The 17,395-nt window shown below is 33.4% G+C and carries 12 protein-coding genes; 8 read left to right on the plus strand and 4 right to left on the minus strand.

Annotated elements, in window-relative coordinates; all coding sequences use genetic code 11:
- Positions 1-122: 122 nt before the first annotated feature.
- The 6 genes from Q1A01_RS06805 to Q1A01_RS06830 all read left to right on the plus strand — a co-directional run bounded on the left by Q1A01_RS06805 (position 123) and on the right by Q1A01_RS06830 (position 6,259).
- Positions 123-536, plus strand: a complete 414-nt coding sequence (locus tag Q1A01_RS06805) for a hypothetical protein (RefSeq protein WP_299677930.1) — start codon at positions 123-125, stop codon at positions 534-536.
- Between the two features lie 319 nt (positions 537-855).
- Positions 856-2,610 (plus strand): glycoside hydrolase family 9 protein, encoded by a 1,755-nt coding sequence (locus tag Q1A01_RS06810; RefSeq protein ID WP_299677933.1) that lies wholly within the window; start codon positions 856-858, stop codon positions 2,608-2,610.
- A gap of 7 nt (positions 2,611-2,617) precedes the next feature.
- Positions 2,618-3,247, plus strand: coding sequence for a class I SAM-dependent methyltransferase (locus Q1A01_RS06815; RefSeq protein WP_299677936.1), 630 nt, complete (start codon positions 2,618-2,620; stop codon positions 3,245-3,247).
- 37 nt (positions 3,248-3,284) lie between these two features.
- Positions 3,285-3,776 (plus strand): hypothetical protein, encoded by a 492-nt coding sequence (locus Q1A01_RS06820; protein ID WP_299677939.1) that lies wholly within the window; start codon positions 3,285-3,287, stop codon positions 3,774-3,776.
- Positions 3,777-3,879: 103 nt separating this feature from the next.
- Positions 3,880-4,308, plus strand: a complete 429-nt coding sequence (locus Q1A01_RS06825; RefSeq protein WP_299677942.1) for a hypothetical protein — start codon at positions 3,880-3,882, stop codon at positions 4,306-4,308.
- A 196-nt stretch (positions 4,309-4,504) separates the two neighbouring features.
- Positions 4,505-6,259 (plus strand): hypothetical protein, encoded by a 1,755-nt coding sequence (locus Q1A01_RS06830; protein WP_299677945.1) that lies wholly within the window; start codon positions 4,505-4,507, stop codon positions 6,257-6,259.
- A gap of 80 nt (positions 6,260-6,339) precedes the next feature.
- Here the strand turns inward: Q1A01_RS06830 and Q1A01_RS06835 are convergent, their stop codons facing one another.
- The gene (locus Q1A01_RS06835; RefSeq protein ID WP_299677948.1) at positions 6,340-7,143 is read right to left on the minus strand and encodes a hypothetical protein; all 804 of its coding nucleotides are present in this window, start codon (positions 7,141-7,143) and stop codon (positions 6,340-6,342) included.
- A 128-nt stretch (positions 7,144-7,271) separates the two neighbouring features.
- Positions 7,272-10,970, minus strand: a complete 3,699-nt coding sequence (locus tag Q1A01_RS06840) for a metallophosphoesterase (RefSeq protein ID WP_299677951.1) — start codon at positions 10,968-10,970, stop codon at positions 7,272-7,274.
- A 48-nt stretch (positions 10,971-11,018) separates the two neighbouring features.
- Between Q1A01_RS06840 and Q1A01_RS06845 the strand changes: the two genes are divergently transcribed.
- Positions 11,019-12,212 carry a Pycsar system effector family protein gene (locus Q1A01_RS06845; RefSeq protein ID WP_299677954.1) on the plus strand — a complete coding sequence of 398 codons (1,194 nt, stop codon included), beginning with the start codon at positions 11,019-11,021 and terminating at the stop codon, positions 12,210-12,212.
- Positions 12,213-12,264: 52 nt separating this feature from the next.
- On the opposite strand, the gene Q1A01_RS06850 is transcribed toward Q1A01_RS06845, so the two are convergent.
- A complete protein-coding gene (locus tag Q1A01_RS06850) occupies positions 12,265-14,640 on the minus strand; it encodes a GAF domain-containing protein (RefSeq protein ID WP_299677957.1) in 2,376 nt (791 codons plus the stop codon).
- Positions 14,641-14,754: 114 nt separating this feature from the next.
- Here Q1A01_RS06850 and Q1A01_RS06855 point away from each other — a divergent pair, with 114 nt between their 5' ends.
- Positions 14,755-15,891, plus strand: coding sequence for a TlpA disulfide reductase family protein (locus Q1A01_RS06855; RefSeq protein WP_299677960.1), 1,137 nt, complete (start codon positions 14,755-14,757; stop codon positions 15,889-15,891).
- A 155-nt stretch (positions 15,892-16,046) separates the two neighbouring features.
- Here the strand turns inward: Q1A01_RS06855 and Q1A01_RS06860 are convergent, their stop codons facing one another.
- Complete coding sequence (locus Q1A01_RS06860) at positions 16,047-16,769, minus strand: hypothetical protein (RefSeq protein WP_299677963.1); 723 nt, start codon at positions 16,767-16,769, stop codon at positions 16,047-16,049.
- Between the last annotated feature and the right edge of the window lie 626 nt (positions 16,770-17,395).

Here is a 17,395-nt window from a genome sequence, read left to right on the forward strand (position 1 = left end):
AATGAAATGATAAAGCGAATCAGTGAGACCTTCCAGCCGGCAGACAGATTCACAACCTTGAGGGGCGTATATCAGTATATATTACAAATTATTTATGTACATTTCTTTTAAAATTTAACTACATGTGTACACCAGGCAACACCTATCTATTTTGTTCATGTACAGGCATAAACAGACGTCCTAAAAACACAAGGGAAATGCCAGTTGATTATACTTGGAAATTAACAAAATATCTTGGTCAGAGAGAACGATTTTTAATGGGTAAGATCTTACCTCCAGTAACTGATTTAGATAATGGAATTACTGTGGAAGCCATTTTACATCAGTTAAATACAAGCATGACTACTTTTGATTTTGAATATATACCATCAGAAAGAGATTGTTTAAACATCAGCATTCCTCATCCTACAGAAAGAATACGGTACTTCAGTCTTATATATCAAGATGGTGTATGGAGAAAAGGACAAAATGATGCTTTTAATGCAAAAAATGAGATTATTGCTAAAGGAAAAATAAGAAAGCATCATACAAATTAATAATAAGCCGTGGTGCATTTAGATGTTGATTATTCTAGTTTTCTAGTGAAATTTTCAGTTTTTCACTTCCATCCTAAAGGAAGAATTAAAAATTTCATCGATATTCCCTTTAGAGTTAGGGGAAAATCGATGAAACTACTCAAAATGCACAACAAATTAATACTATAACTATAGCATACGCTTTCGCGAAATCTAGCTTGTGAGATTCACGACCAACGGGAGAATGAAATGATAAAGCGAACCTGAAAAATTCACAACCTTAAGCAGAACATAGCGATAAAGCGTATACCATATCAGAATCATAACGAAAACGTTATCGATGAAATTGATACTAAAAACGGTTATAAAACCCCGTATTCTGTATCTTTATGAAATGAGAAACTTCATACTACTACTAGCCATTTTAACGTTTGTAAGCTCTTGTAAAGAAGCCTTACCTAAATACACAACAACAAAAGCAAATGCCATCCGACTTAATCAAGTTGGATATTATCCACAGGCTTCAAAAAAGGCTGTTATTACAGATACAACACAAGCAACTACGTTCTATCTCGTTGATCAGCAAACACATGAATCTATATTTGAAGGAACCCTTTCTGAAAAATATACTTGGGAACTTGCTGGCGAAACCGTTCGCATTGCTGATTTCTCTACTTTTACTAGCCCTGGAAATTATAGTGTATATATCGAAAACATAGGCTACTCCTACCCTTTCGAAATAAAAGAACAGGTACTATCTGATGCCTTTACAGCAAGTGTCAAATCTTTGTATTACCAACGAGCAAGTACTGCTTTAGAAGCAAAGCATGCTGGTATTTGGGCTCGAAATGCAGGACATCCAGATATAGGAGTGACATTTCATCCTTCCACAGGTCGTGAAGGGACGAAAGATGCTCCTGGTGGTTGGTATGATGCTGGTGATTTTGGAAAGTATGTGATTAATGGAGCATTTCCATTAGGGCAAATGATGACATTATATGAACAGTACCCAACGGTACTTCCTGATGCAAGTCTAAATATCCCTGAAAGTGGTAATGATACTCCTGATATTCTAGACGAGTTTAAGTATGAACTCGATTGGTTATTAACGATGCAAGATGATGATGGTGGTGTATTCTTTAAATTGACAACCAAGCGTTTTACAGGTATGACATTGCCCGAAAAAGGACAAGAAGAACGTTTTATTATAGGAAAAGGAACTGCGCCAAGTCTTGATTTTGCTGCTGTAGCTGCAAAAGGATATCGACTTTTTAAAGAAATCAATCCTGCATATGCAAATAAGTGTCTCGCTTCCGCGAAAAAAGCTTGGGAATGGTCTAAATCAAATCCTGCGATTGCGTTTTCAAATCCTGAAGATATCGTCACTGGAGAATACGGAGATGGCAACTTTTCTGAAGAATGGTTCTGGGCAGCTACCGAGTTATCTCTAAGTACGGGAGAAGAAGAATACGAAACGTATTTTAAACAAAACCCTATCAAACTCAACCGATATACTGGCGGAAGCTGGACAAACTATATGAAATATATTGGTGCTTTTGCTCTGATAGATCAATCTAAAGATGTTGAATTTGTGAATATTCTAAAAAACAATATTGTGCAAGCGGCAGATCAGTTAGTTGCTATCACAGCTACGAATGACTATTTCCAACCCGTTACTGTATTTAACTGGGGTTCTAATAGTGATGTCCTAAATGCTGCTATGATTATCGCACAAGCGTATCGCATCACTAAAAAACCAGAATACTTAGTTGCTGTTCAGGAAATTACAGATTATGTGCTTGGTAAAAATGCCATTGGATATAGTTTTATCACGGGACATGGTGATAAAACACCTCTTCATATTCATCATAGACAAAGTGCTGGAGATGGTATAGAAACCCCTGTTCCTGGTTTTATTTCTGGTGGACCTAATTACTCAAAACAAGATCGTAACGATGTTACCTATCCTGAACAGACATTTCCTATGAATTCATGGGTAGATCAAACACCAAGCTATGCGAGTAATGAGATTTGCTTAAATTGGAACTCGGCTGCGGTGTATGTTTTAGGGTTTCTAGAGCAAGAAAGTAAATAAGTATCTCATGGATAAGGATCAAGAAACCTATGAAACTTGGAATCGTGTTGCAAAACAGTATGAAGAAGTTTTTATGGATCTTGATATATACAATGAGTCCTATGATCAGTTTTGTGAGTTTATAGGTAGGAAAGATGCTTCTATACTTGAAATAGGTTGTGGGCCAGGAAATATAACTAGATATCTATCTAAACAACAACCTAGCTATAAGATACTTGTTACAGATATAGCACCTAACATGATAGCTTTGGCTCAGAAAAATGTACCCAGCGCTACGTTTCAATTATTAGATATAAGACAACTAGATACTCTAGAAGGCTACTTTCATGGAATTATTATAGGTTTTACACTTCCTTATATATCAAAAGAAGAAACGAAAAAGATTTTTCAAGATACATACCTAAAACTTCATACAAATGGGACTTTATATGTTAGCTTCGTCGCTGGTGATGATAAAGATTCAGGATTTATAACAGGTAGTTCTGGAGATCGCGCTTATTTTTACTACCACAATATAGATGATATTAAAAAAGTAGTATCATCACAAAAGTTTAAAATCAAAAGGCATCTTGAAGCATCTTACAAAAAGAAAAATGATACTACCGAAATACATACCATACTTATCCTTCAAAAGTAATTCTAATAAATATGATTGCTGAAACAATAATTAAACAATGAGTATTTTTAAAAATTTATTTGGTAAAAAAAATCAAACTCCTAAAATTGAATGTCCAAGATGTTTGGGGAAAGGACATGTAGATGAAGCCGATATCATTCGATTAGAAAAACAATTATATTGGGCTCCTGGAGCCTGTGCATATTGTAAAAAAACGGGTAAGGTAGTTCCTTCACAAATATCAAAAGTAAACGTAGATGCGTTTTATCTTACTGAGAATCTTACCAATAGACAACGCAACAAGATCATTAATAACGATAAAAAAACGATAGCTAAAGCACAAAAACATAAACAACATATAGATGCGTATGTAACATATATAGCCATGCTGTATACCGAAGAAAAAGCTACCGTAGAAGAAATTGTAGAAATACTCATAAAAAATAAACCATATGGTATTATAGTATATAGTCCAGAAAATTCTAAGGCATCTAAAAAAGAAGCATATACCAAGTATGTGAAAAAAGTAATAATATCAAAACAATTATAATTCTAAGATTAGAACATTGTTAGAAAACTAGAATTTAACATTTCTTTTAGGTTTGGCTTAATTATTGGTGCGTGTGATATAACATCACTATAACCATCACTTTATGAAGTCAATTATTACTTTACTACTGTTTACCAGTACCATTTTACCATCTACACAAACAACTACCTATTCAGGAGAATACACTAAAAAAACGAAAACAAAAAAAGGAGAAATCCTTGAATGGACTCTTTCGTTGAGAGACGATGGTACATTTTTATATCATTTTTATAGAGATTTGAATTGTCATCAATGCGTAGAGGAACATTTTTACGGTAAAGGAACATGGACAGCGTCTAAAAAAGTAATAATATTCAATACAAGAGAGACTGATATTGATATAAATCATACCATCAATTTAAATAAGTCTAAGGCACGAGTTTATATAAAGTCATTAAAGAATAAATCAAAAAAAGATCATACCCCATCGATTCGATTTTATACTTCAGAAACCTCTTCTATTAAAGGATTACAGTTATATCTAGAGGAGTAATTTCAAGTATATTTAATCCTATTCTTTATCGAAATAATAAGGAATTTATCCCTTGTGTCATACCTAATATGTAGCGTAAACTAATAGGCATAATATTCCTCCAATAACGTTTTTATTTACAACAAACGCAACCCTTCATATAATTTAAAGTCTTCTTAATGTATATACGCTAACATTAACAAAGACACATAATTATATGATACAACAACTCAAAAAACTAGTATTTTTCGTCTTCATTATTACAGCGATAGCCTGTGAAAGGGATGATACTATTATAGATCCTGAAGTAATATCACCAACCATTGATACACCTTCTCTTGAAGGCTTTTCAGATAACTTTGGAGCAGAAATCACACGTTCTTTTATAGGAACAATTATAAACAGTAATCGACAACCTATTGATGGGGTTCAAATTACCATAGGTAGCAGCGCTACGACAACTGACAGCAACGGAGTTTTCATTCTTAATGATGTCACAGTTAATGAGCGGTTTGCGTATGTAAAAACATTTAAAAATGGGTATATACATGGTTCTCGTTCATTAGTTCCAACTGAAGGTATAAATAAAGTGACCATTATGTTACTTGAAGAGACGATAGCGGGTACAACTAGTAGCGGTACTTCTGAAACTATAAGTCTAAGTAATGGTGCTTCGGTGACGCTAAACGGTGATTATGTGAAAGAAGACGGAAGTCCTTACCAAGGAACTGTTGATGTGATTTTACATCATTTAGACCCAACAAATCCAGAAGTAAATGAGCAGATGCCCGGTATGTTGTATGCTGCCAATGCCAATGGAGAAGAACGCTTGCTACAAACATTAGGAATGCTCGCTGTAGAATTAAGAGGCGCAAATGGAGAAGATTTAAATCTAGCCGATGGCACTTCAGCAGAGATTAGAGTACCTGTAGATGCTTCTTTGTTAAGTACAGCTCCTAGCACTATCCCTCTTTGGTATTTTGATGAAGATGGTGGATACTGGATAGAAGACGGTGAAGCAACATTGATAGGATCAGAATATGTAGGAACAGTCACTCATTTCTCTTTCTGGAATTGTGATATCCCTGCAGAATCCGTAATCTTATGTGTCTATTTAACTACTGAGACAGCTGAACCCATATCAAATATTTTATTAGAGGTTACAAGCCAAAACTTTGGCACACAAAATGGAGTCACAAATTCACTAGGAGTTGCATGCGGTTTTGTTCCAAGTAATGAAGCACTACTACTAAGTGGACAATTCTATTGTAGTGGAGAACTTATTTCATTTTCGGAAAATATACCTCCTCTAACAGAAAATACTACCATAAATATTACACCAACATATAATAATGTTGAAACTGTTACTGGGACATTTACGACCTGTAATGGCGACCCTATAACAAATGGATATGTGCTATTAACTTATGATGACGAAACGTATATAGATGCCGTTACAGATGGAACATACACCATTAGTTTTATAAGCTGTGAGAATGAAGCTATGTTTACCATAGAAGCTATAGATTCTAATGCTATGCAAACAAGTGGTGAGATCAATTATACAACAACTTCACCAGTTACAAATCTTGCAAATATAATATCGTGTAATGATATCACTGAATTTATTACCTATCAAATTGATAACAACCCACCTATATTACATGCAAGTAATGTTACATATGAAGTATCCTTATTTAATATTCTAGTGAATGCAAGTAGTCAAAATGGTTCTATTGCTTTTATTTTAGATAGTAGTGTTACTGTTAATACACCTATAGAGCAAATTATATTAAATGATATAAATGGAGATGAAATCAATCAAAATGATCCTATTAATATTACGTATACTATAACCGCATTTGGAGGTGTAGGAGAATATATAGATGCAAATTTTTCAGGAATTTATCTAGATGAACAGAATGTTACACATACTATAGATGGTGCTGTACATATGATACGAGATTTTTAAAATAACATATTGCTATGAAAAAGATAAAGCCTACTTGATATAAGTAGGCTTTATCTTTTATCACTAGATGAATGTATGAATTACTTTTCTTGTTCTTTTACTGTTTTAGCAACAGCTGTAAGACCGCTACGTCCTAAAATATACCCTGAAATACCTCCTATAAGTGCTGAAATTTCTTTTCCTCCTAATATTTCTGTGATACCAAATAAAATAATTGCAATAATAATAGAGAAGATTGTAATGAATTGCAGTCCTGTATCTCCTGTAAAAATAGATTTACGTATTTGATCATCTCTATATGCAATGATAAAAAAGCCTACAATCACAATACCTACTAAAAAAGCAAAAGACCAACTGATTTGTTTTTTAAAATTCTGACTTACGTACGAAGTATTGTTAAGCTCTGTCACCTTTGCTCCTACTCCAGATAATTGATCTGTTTTTTTAAGGACATCTTGTACCTTACTTTCAATAACACGCCTAAATCCTTCAGAAACACTCATAGATTCTAAATCTGAAAGACTTACTCCGGCTGCATTATGAAGCTCTGGAAGAATAATCTGTGTTTTAATCTCTTCAAGACGTTTTAAATGTAATTGATAGTCGGTTGAAAGTGTTTCTGTTTCATTTCCAGCATCATGTAACTCTTCATAATTTTTTAATAATTGCTCTAAGCTTTCTGATCGTTCTAGTTCTGTAAAAAGACTACTAATCTCATACATCATTCCATACATGTTTGAAATAAGTTCGAGACGTTCTATTTCTAACTCATGTAGATCATTAGAAAGCGCTATAGTAGCTTGTTGTGCCATACCTGTGTTAATCTGACTAAATACGGGTATACAAAGAATAAATAATACTAAAAAAGAGCATATGCTTTTCATAATTAGGGTAGTTTGAGGTTAGAAAATCAATCTAACCACTATCGTATACAAATAAACAGGTATAAATACCTGTTTATTTGTATACTAGTTATGGATGCTATTTGTTCTTTTTAAATACGTAATATAGGTTATAAACGTAATCCAAAACCAAAGTTAATACGAAGGCCATCGTCAGAATTAAAGGCTCCAAACTGACCAGAAATCATATCGACAGCATTCACCCAGAAACCACCTCCTAAGGAAGTATGCCAAGTATCACTTATTTCTCCATCAAGCCATACTCGACCTAAATCTCCTCCTCCAAAAACACCAATTTGTATGGGAAGCAATCCTGTTTTAAATTGATTAAAACTATATCTTACATCAGCACTTCCAGCTAAGGCAGATTCTCCTGTAAAACGCTCATTCCTAAAACCACGTAATCCATTACGAGCGCCAAGCGTTGCACCTTGATAGAATTCAAAGGAATCACCAATATTAAATTGTCCTTGAACTAATGTTTTAAGTACCAGTTTTTTATTTCGCGAAAGCGAGTTATAAAATCCTAGCTTAGGAGAGATATATCCATAAATACGATCCGTATCTTCAAGATTCACTTTAGAACCTACTTTTAATAAAAACTCCATTCCCTTGGAAGGATTTGCAGGATTATTTGCACTTAAAAACTGATAAGAAGCTTCTGCTCCAGCAAAATATTGAGCATCAAAAATTGCGGTATCTTCATCAAAAGCTTGCGTAATAAAACGTCCATCTGTATCTTCTATTTCGATACGCTCTACTTTTGCTGTAGCACTTAATCTACTTCCATAATTATTATCCTTTACAACGCCAATATGTACTTCATTAATACTTGTTTTAACACGGTTAAAATCAAGATCTAAATCATCATCAAAATTTTCAGTTTCATTTCCAAATCCAAAAAAGTTCAACGCAAAATTTTCACTCGTAAATCGAGCACCAATCTTAAGATTCCACTCACCTATTGAGTTTGCAAACTCTCCATCATAGCTTAAGTCAAATCCACTTGTTGCAAAGAAATATCCAGCTTTAAAAATATGTTTTCTATGGTAAGGGTCATTTTTAAATCCGCTTACGGTATACGTATCTTGCAAGCCTATACTAATGCCATCATCAGGGTTAAAACCTACAGAAGGAAGAATGCTATTTACATGCGTTATTGTTTTATTAAAATCATACGTATTATTGGTATAAATATTTGATCTTTTGAAGTTTGCTCCTCCACGTTTAATAACTGTATTCGGTTTTGTTTTATGATCGTACACTTTAAGACGTCTACCATCATCTATGGTATAACTATCATTGTTTTGCCCTCCGATAATACGCATGAAAATTGGTTTTTTTCCTTTTCCACTTACGTGGAATGTATCGTCATCATCAAGACCATATACCCATATTTCTTTAGTCTCTTTAGAAGTTATTAATCGATCAATAAAAGGAGGCATCACTTCTCCCTTTTTTATACGTGATACTTGAATACGTGTACCATTATTTTCTCTTGTAATTTCAAAGTGATCATCCTTATCAGTCCCTTTGATAACAACCAGCTTAGAAAGCTGATTAAAATATTCATTTGCGATATCAACAAGATTCCCTCTGCGTAACTTAAGAGATTTTTTTACTTCTTCAAGGACTTCATCTTGGACTTCTACTGGAAATTTTGTGAAAGCATTATCTATTGCCTCATCGGTAAGGTGTTTTTGAATAAAAGTAGCTTGTGCAATCCAATCGTTTTTGGTTGAATTAGGAAGTAATGCATGATCTAACTTACTTCCTGCGATGTTCATCCATTCAATATTTTTAAGCGCTGGTCCATATGTTTGAAATTGTCTTGCCGGCGGTATTAAAGCTTTTGCTAACGAAAGCAAAGTGCCATCATAATTAGAGAATACCTGATCTCTGTCCCTTGGAATAGGTTTATACACTTTCTTGTTTTCAGAATCAAAACGTGCCCAACGCCATTGATCTGCATGACGATCCCAGTCTCCAATAAGCATATCAAAAAGACGCGCTCTGATGTAAGAAGCCTCATCTACTCTATACTCTTCATCATCACGTAAGTTTTCTAACAAATCTGACGTACTCTCTATTTTATCTGGTTTCCCAAAAGAGGCAACATCTAGAAAACCATCATCTGGACGCTCTTCAATAACATATAATTCATCACCATAGGTCTGATTATACTTTCCTAATGTTGGATGCTTAGGCATCCATACCAATTGCGGATTGGTATGATATACATCAATAGCATCGGCAAGTGTTCCTACTGCAAGTGTTGCATAGGGATGACTAGAGGTATAAAAATCAAGAATCACCTCTTCTGTAAACGTATCTCTAAACTCTTCTTGTACAAAATTGTCTTTAAATACTACCGATTGTAAAAATTGCACTGCGCTCTTTTTAACAGCACGTAGAGCAAAATTTCTTCCGTCTTTATCTACTAATCGCAGTGATCTAGTTTGGTGTCCGCCTCCTTTACGATCTATAGTGATGCCGCCTTTTAGCGTATCTAGAGTAAGCACAGGAACTCTTACTGGTGTTCCATACACATTTCTATAATGATTCCCCCATAATTTCTTATAACCATCACTCTTATTAACATCTTCTTGTGAATATATAGCGGCTTCTTTATAAGGTTCAAAAGAAGACGGAAGACCACTAGTATCGTATTCTATATCCTTATCAAATAATTTTGTTTGAAAAAGCAATGCTGGATTTCCTCCAATAGCTGAGTAATAACGTACTTCTGAAGCTCTATCATCATACACATCAAGAACAGCAAACCCTTGACCTCCGTATGCAAACAATCCATCATTACGAAGACGCGCTGCAGATTTTTTTGCTCCCGATCCACTTACTATTTGTTTAATTCCATCATGTTCTATATACTGTAAACTATGCTCATGACCAGAAACAAAGATCACTTTATTGGTATCATAAGAGAGTGTAGCAAGCCTATCCATAAGTTCTGTATATCGCTTATTAACTCTGTCCTGTATGGAAACACCTCCTTGACCACGTACTTGCGTTAGTAAACTCGCAATACCGGGCAACGGTATTTTTGCTTGAAAAGGAAATAAATGCTTTTCGATAGCAAATGTACCCCCATGTATCCCATTGGTATACATAGGATGGTGCATTGCTACAAGAATCGTTTTTTCATTATTTTTTTTGAATTCACTTTCAATTTCTAGAAAAAAATCAGCACGTGTGCGTATCTCGCATTCATCGTTCATCGTTGGATTTCTATCCCAATTTTCTATGTACCATTGTGAATCAATAATAATTAGTTCTATTTCTTCTGAAATAGATATAGATTCTATAGGACACCCGTTTTCTGGTTGAAAAGCTTCATTATCATTAAGTGCCTCTTCTATAAATTCTTCTTGGCGCTTTAAACCTTTAAGCCCATCGTTATACCAATCATGATTTCCAGGAATAAAAACAACATCCCCTTTAAAATTACTAACGGCATCTACTTGAGCTTGCAATCTATAAGCAGCTAATTCTCTATCTTCAGTCCCTTTAGCAGGTAATCCATCAGGATAAATATTATCTCCTAGAAAAATGGTATAATCATTTTTAGTGTCTGAAGTATCAATTATTTTCTTTAATGCAGTTAGTGCATCGGTGCTTTTACCTTGCTTTGCTCCTCCTGCATCACCGATAAGGTAAAAGGAAGTTGCCTTTTTACGCTTTCGCGAAAGCGTACTTTGCTTATTATCCTTTGCATATTGAGGAGCATACGTTGCGCATCCAAACATAAAAATGAGAATAAAACTAGAAACAAAAAGGTATTTTATCTTCATATGTAATTTTTAGTGTAATTTTAGGTCTAAGAAAATAAAATTCTACGTATGACATCTTTGGTTGAAAAAACGGATGCTTTTGTTGCTGATCTTTTAGAAAAAAAACTCCCAAAAACATGTATTTATCATAATTATGTACACGCAAAACGCGTGTATAAAAGTACTAAAGAAATTATAGAAAAAAGCGATCTATCTCAAGAAGAAAAGGAAGATATCTTAATTGCTGCACTTTTACACGATACAGGATATATACACGGAAGAGATGAGCATGAAGGGAATTCTGTAAAAATAGCAGAAGATTTTCTAGCAAAAGAAGCACATCCTAAAGATAGAATAACGCGTATAGGTCAAGCCATTATGGCGACAAAAATGGATAATACTCCTGTCACTGACCTTGATAAGATATTAAGAGATGCAGATGCCTCTCATTTTGCAAAAAGTTATTTTGAAGAAGCGAGTGAATATTTACGACAAGAACTACGTATACAAGGTATTGCCGAGCATTCTCTAGAAGCTTGGCGAAAATGTAATATAGAAATGTTTACAACTGCTCATCATTACTATACACCGTATGCTATAGAATATTGGAAACCCAAAAAAGATGCAAATCTTATGAAAATGCTCAAAGAGCAAAAGAAACTAAAGAAAGCTAAGAAAAAAGAAAAGCTTAAAGCAAAGCTTAAAGATGAAAGTCCTGAAAAAGGAGTACAATCAATGTTTCGTATTACACTACGTAATCACATCAAATTAAGTGATATTGCAGATACAAAGGCTAACATCTTATTGTCAGTAAACGCCATTATCTTGTCTATGGCATTATCAAATTTAATCCCAAAATTAGATAATCCATCAAACTCTTATCTTATTGTTCCTACAGTTGTTTTCATAGTATTTAGTATCATCTCAATGATCTTATCTGTACTAGCGACACGCCCTAATGTAACGATGGGAAAATTTACGAGAGAAGATGTAGAACAAAAGAAAGTAAACTTATTATTCTTTGGTAATTTTCATAAAATGAGCCTCACCGATTTTGAATGGGCTATTAATGAAATGATGCAAGACAAAGATTATATCTATTCTGCGCTTACAAAAGATTTATATTTTTTAGGGATCGTATTAGATAGAAAATACCGTATTCTTAGAATAACATATACTGTATTTATTATAGGAATTATTGCTTCTGTAATAGCATTTGCTATCTTCTTTAAGATGCAAGAAGCACCAATAGTATTGACATAATCACTATTACATATACAAAAATAGCCTAGCAAAATTGCTAGGCTATTTTTATTTAAGATCTAATCTCTTCTATAAGATCATCATAAGTATAATATTGTTTCATTTCGTTTTTAGTAGGAATCTTGTATAATACCTCTACACGAATTGCTTTTAAACCAGTTACTGCTTGTAAGTCTTGTAGCTCTACAATTTCAACAGTATCTCCTAAGTATTGTTTTGCTTGTAAAAACTTGATATAACGCATGTACTCACGTTCATCTTCTTTTTGACTATATACAATCGCTATTTTACCAGGTTGCGTTACGCGTTCACTAGTTCCTTTTATATACGCTTTGTCCACACGTTTTTTTACAACTTCATAACGAGCATTATAAGTTCCATCTACATCAAAACGTTTTTCATCCATTCTAAAACGAACAGACAAAGAGGTGTTAAAGACTAGAATCATCGAAGCAACATCTAATGGATGGGGTAACTCTTTTGAAAGTTCATAATGTGCATTTTCCATTTCGCACATTGCTTGTAATTGCCATAATCTAAGATTATAGAGATAAATTTTATTAAAACTATTTTCTCTGGTAATGGATTCCCCTATGTACATATTATGCTCTACTCCATCTGTTTTAAAACGCTCAAAAAAGTGAGGATACATACGTTGCGCTTCTTCCTGTTTTTTATCTAATACAGCCGCCATGCGCTTATTAATAAGCATTACAGATTCATCATAATCCTTTCTGTTTTTATAAATAAGCTCCATCGCATCTTCTAAAGAATCATTATATTCTTTAATAAGCGAAGCCAATATACCTTCTTTCTTTTTTAAATGATCAAATAAAGGGTGTACATCATGATTTAAAAAATTAAGAATTCCTCGTTCACTATCTACTTGCAGCCCTTCTTCTAAATCTTGCGTAAATGATACTATTCTATACAAAAACTCCTCATAAACCGGTAATTGTTGATCTTTATTTGCAAACTCAATAATGTTTTTAACTTCATTAAGTTGTAATAATAAATCTTTTTGTACTGCAGTATTCCTTGCATTAGATGACCCTTTAATATCTACTTGACCAAATAATGGATACACTTCTTTAAAAATGATATCTCTAAATGAAACAGAAGCTTCTCCATCTATCTGAGCTGTCATCACTCTTTTTGCTTCTTTTCTAAATTTCCAATAAACACTAGGATGAATAGAAGTACATTCTTTTTGAATAATCACCTCTTGTTCATTTTCCATTTGTTCCCTAGAACGTTTTACAGAATCAAGGAGATATGGCATTACATCTAATAGCTTATTAGCATTGATACTATTAAGTTCACCTTTGTTAGGAGATACTATTTCTAAAAGTCCTAAAAAATTATCTCCATCTGAAATAGGCGCAAAAATGGCACTCTTTATATTCTGATCTAATAGATTTTTATAAAAATGTTCTGAAGGATCTGAACTCAAATAACGTTCTACATCAGAAACTGCAAAGAATTGCTTTTGTGTAAATATGGTATAAAAAGAGCCACTACACAAAGCACTTTTACACGCTCTCTTTTGCTCTGCATTTAAAACAAAGCTTTCTACATTATTATAAGGAACTCGCTCTAAGGTTTCTTCTTCTTCATTATAATTTGAAAACCCTACCTTAATTTCAGGAAGATTAAATATCGCTTGAAATATATTGTGAAAACCATCGATAAAATCTACATCACTTTTATCGTATTTTAAAAGACTTGTTTTAAATTCAGATAATGACACATCTGAAGTTGCATCATATAAATTTGCCAATACAAACCCTTTAAAATACCAACTACGAGGTGGAAATTTTTTCTTCCACAGATCGATATTATCAAAATTATCTAGTAATTCCTCGACATCACTATCTGTAATATCAAGAGCGTCTGGTCCTTTTTCGATATTGATATAATCGGCATTATAAAGCATTCTATAATACCTCATAATACCATCTGCATCAGGAATATCATAAAAGAATGGCCTTCTAAAATCAATCTTATAACCAGACATCTTTAAGATTATCGAGCATCCCATGATATACATGTGATCTTTATCAAAATTACTAATCTCTACTTGATAATCATCTCCTGCTTCTTTTATTATTTTCTCATATCGTCTAGAAGACTTGATGATAAACTCATTAAAAGGAAGACACGCTATTTTAATTTCATTTTGCTGTAAAATATCAGAAAATAAATCTGCTAAAAGTAAATCTATTTGTGGCTGTAAGTTTCTTACTTGCTGTGCATTAGTAAGACCATTAATTAATTCAGGATACTCTTCTGCAATAGCAATTACGCGATGCGCACGTTTTACATGAAGTTCATCACTGTCATCAGTCAAGTATGTCTTATAAGATTCTACTAGCTTCTCAAAGCTAACGTGAATCTGCATCGGAAAATCTTCTTCTAAAAAAGCCATGAGTTTGTTGGGTGTATTATTTTCTTACGACTATGTTATACTTATAAAACAAAGTATGATCATAGTATATTAGACGGATAATAATTACTTTTGTTACTCAAATTTACGCATTTTATGAGAAGAATATTTATAGTAGCTCTAGGTCTTTTGGTTTTTGCTTGCGCGAAAAAAGAAAATTACAGTATCAAAGGGACTGCATCTGGTATTCCAGATGGTACAGAAATCTATCTTCAAGAGTTAGGTGAAAACAACAAACGTATAGCCATAGATACTGCTATAGTAACAGCAGAAAGCTTCACATTTACGAAGCCTCGTGCTAAAGGCAAAGGTTTGCAAATAATTACCAACTCTTTAAACAGACAACAATTATTACTGGTAAAAGATCAAGCGCCACTTACCATCACATTATATAAAGATAGTATAGCTTCTTCTGTTGTAACGGGTAGTAAAGAAAATGAACTATTTAATACGTATACTAACAATAGTCGTTCATTAAATAAGAAAAAAGCACAACTCAGGCAAAAACTTAATCAAGCAAAAAGAGAGACCGATGGTATTATGGTTACAGAATACACATCACAAATTCAAGCACTTGATGATAAATTTATCTCTTCAAAAAAAGATGTTTTAACTGAAAATTCAGGCAGTATGGTTGCTATTATGGCACTATCTGATCTAATCAATGCCAAAGTACTTGATGTAAAAGAAACTGAAAATTATTACAATGGATTAGCATCAGATATACGTACTTCTACTCTTGGTACGAGTATCAAAGAATATATTGCTGTTCTTAAATCTCAACGTGCTGCTTCAAATTTAGCTAGTGTAGGTAATAAAGCACCTGAATTTAGTGCAGCAACACCAGAAGGAAAAGAACTCGCCTTATCTGAGACTTTAGGCAAATATACTATTGTTGACTTTTGGGCTTCATGGTGTAAACCATGCCGTATGGAGAACCCAAATGTAGTACGCGTATATAATAAGTACCACGATAAAGGATTAAACATTATAAGTGTATCACTAGATAGACCAGGTCAAAAAAATCGTTGGATCAAAGCTATTGAGAAAGATCAAATGGATTGGTACCATGTTTCAAACCTTCAATTTTGGCAAGACCCAATTCCAAAATCGTATGGTGTACGTGCTATCCCTGCAACCTTCTTATTAGATGAAGAAGGAACTATTATTGCAAAGAACCTAAGAGGTCAAGCCTTAGAGAATAAGATTGCTGAATTATTAGGAGATAGCTAATCTCTTTACTTCATTATAAACAAAATGCCCAAGTAAGTGATTTACTTGGGCATTTTGTTATTGAAAAGAGCCTAAAGGAACTAATTATCACCTTGAGCATGTTGAAAGTACTTTTAGACAACCTTAATTTCAATGTCTTTAAGCATCTTTTTTAGTTACTCTTCTTGCTGAATCCTAGACTTAAGTTCTAAAGCTTGTTTTTTCGTTTTTTCACCATTAGCTTCTGTAGATTCACCAAAAGAGATAATCTCATCCTTATAAGGAGACAATACCTTTTTATTCATTTTTGATAAGGTGATAATCGAATTATAGACCCCATCTTTATTAGATAGATGTGAGTTTCCGTAAGCTACAATTTCTTTGACCATCTCTGAGTCATTTTTCCATCCAGATATAATATCATTATAAGCATTAATTCTTTCTATTTTAGTATCACTGAATAACTGTTGGACTAACTCCTCACGTTTTGTATCTAATGTTTCTTTAGCAAATGATTTGATCTCTGTGGTATTATCAGATTCTTGCACAATCTTTACTAATTCAGGTCCATCTTCTTTCAATGCAATAAGTACGGCTTTAATAGCTAATTTTTTACGAACAGGTTCGTCACTTAACAAAGCATCAAAGAAATTAGCGACAAGACCTACCTGCCCTACTTTGGAATTAATATTTGAAATCTGTTTTTGATATTCAAATTGTTGTTCATTGAATCTACTTTCAGCAGCAATTTGCGATGAAGAAAATGTCTGTCCAATATATACAATCGCTAAAGGCAATAATACTCCAGTAATTATTTTGACTTTATCCCACGTATCTTTTTTTCCTATAGCATCTACTTTTCTTTTTAATTCAGCAAATTCTTCTCTAAGATCATCCATGACAAATGTGTTATTTCCTATAAAGTAACCAAATTAAAACAAGAATAACAACCAATAAATCAATGAGTTAATCCCTTCTAACTATCAAAGGGAGAACTTTGCTTCTTTTAATAAGTTAGTATCATTTCGAAAGAGGTACGGAAAAAATCGTGTCATCCAATACAAAATATGTGGGATTTCTCCTATCATCGAAATGACTATACAAACAATAATCTATATTATTATGTTCATTTATGAAACCTAAGTATCTATTAGAGAGTTGATCATATCTCCTCTCTCTCTGGGAGAGGATGAAGGTGAAGGATATTAATGTAAAACATTAAAAAATAAAGCGATAATAAGTGCTCAAAACAAAACGAGTAACGGAAAGTTTCATTTTTCTTGCACACCAAAAAGTTGCAAAAAAAGTGAAACAACCACCCCTTACATTAAGAGAAATCAAGGATATAGTAAATCCCCTATAACACGGTAGTCAATACTATTATCTTCATTGACAAAGTACTCAAAACAAAACGAGTAACGGAAAGTTTCATTTTTTTGCACACCAAGAAGTTGCAAAAAAAGTGAAACAACCACCCCTTACATTAAGAGAAATCAAGGATATAGTAAATCCCCTATAACACGGT

Origin of the sequence: uncultured Dokdonia sp., from assembly GCF_947492815.1 — a bacterium.
Taxonomy (GTDB): Bacteria; Bacteroidota; Bacteroidia; order Flavobacteriales; family Flavobacteriaceae; genus Dokdonia.

Bases quoted from the DNA above. Each gene is read 5' to 3' on its own strand.
- Q1A01_RS06860 (WP_299677963.1), bottom strand. From the start codon at position 16,769: ATGGATGATCTTAGAGAAGAATTTGCTGAATTAAAAAGAAAAGTAGAT.
- Q1A01_RS06840 (WP_299677951.1), bottom strand. From the start codon at position 10,970: ATGAAGATAAAATACCTTTTTGTTTCTAGTTTTATTCTCATTTTTATG.
- Q1A01_RS06830 (WP_299677945.1), top strand. From the start codon at position 4,505: ATGATACAACAACTCAAAAAACTAGTATTTTTCGTCTTCATTATTACA.
- Q1A01_RS06845 (WP_299677954.1), top strand. From the start codon at position 11,019: ATGACATCTTTGGTTGAAAAAACGGATGCTTTTGTTGCTGATCTTTTA.
- Q1A01_RS06835 (WP_299677948.1), bottom strand. From the start codon at position 7,143: ATGAAAAGCATATGCTCTTTTTTAGTATTATTTATTCTTTGTATACCC.
- Q1A01_RS06850 (WP_299677957.1), bottom strand. From the start codon at position 14,640: ATGGCTTTTTTAGAAGAAGATTTTCCGATGCAGATTCACGTTAGCTTT.
- Q1A01_RS06820 (WP_299677939.1), top strand. From the start codon at position 3,285: ATGAGTATTTTTAAAAATTTATTTGGTAAAAAAAATCAAACTCCTAAA.
- Q1A01_RS06815 (WP_299677936.1), top strand. From the start codon at position 2,618: ATGGATAAGGATCAAGAAACCTATGAAACTTGGAATCGTGTTGCAAAA.
- Q1A01_RS06805 (WP_299677930.1), top strand. From the start codon at position 123: ATGTGTACACCAGGCAACACCTATCTATTTTGTTCATGTACAGGCATA.
- Q1A01_RS06855 (WP_299677960.1), top strand. From the start codon at position 14,755: ATGAGAAGAATATTTATAGTAGCTCTAGGTCTTTTGGTTTTTGCTTGC.
- Q1A01_RS06825 (WP_299677942.1), top strand. From the start codon at position 3,880: ATGAAGTCAATTATTACTTTACTACTGTTTACCAGTACCATTTTACCA.
- Q1A01_RS06810 (WP_299677933.1), top strand. From the start codon at position 856: ATGAAATTGATACTAAAAACGGTTATAAAACCCCGTATTCTGTATCTT.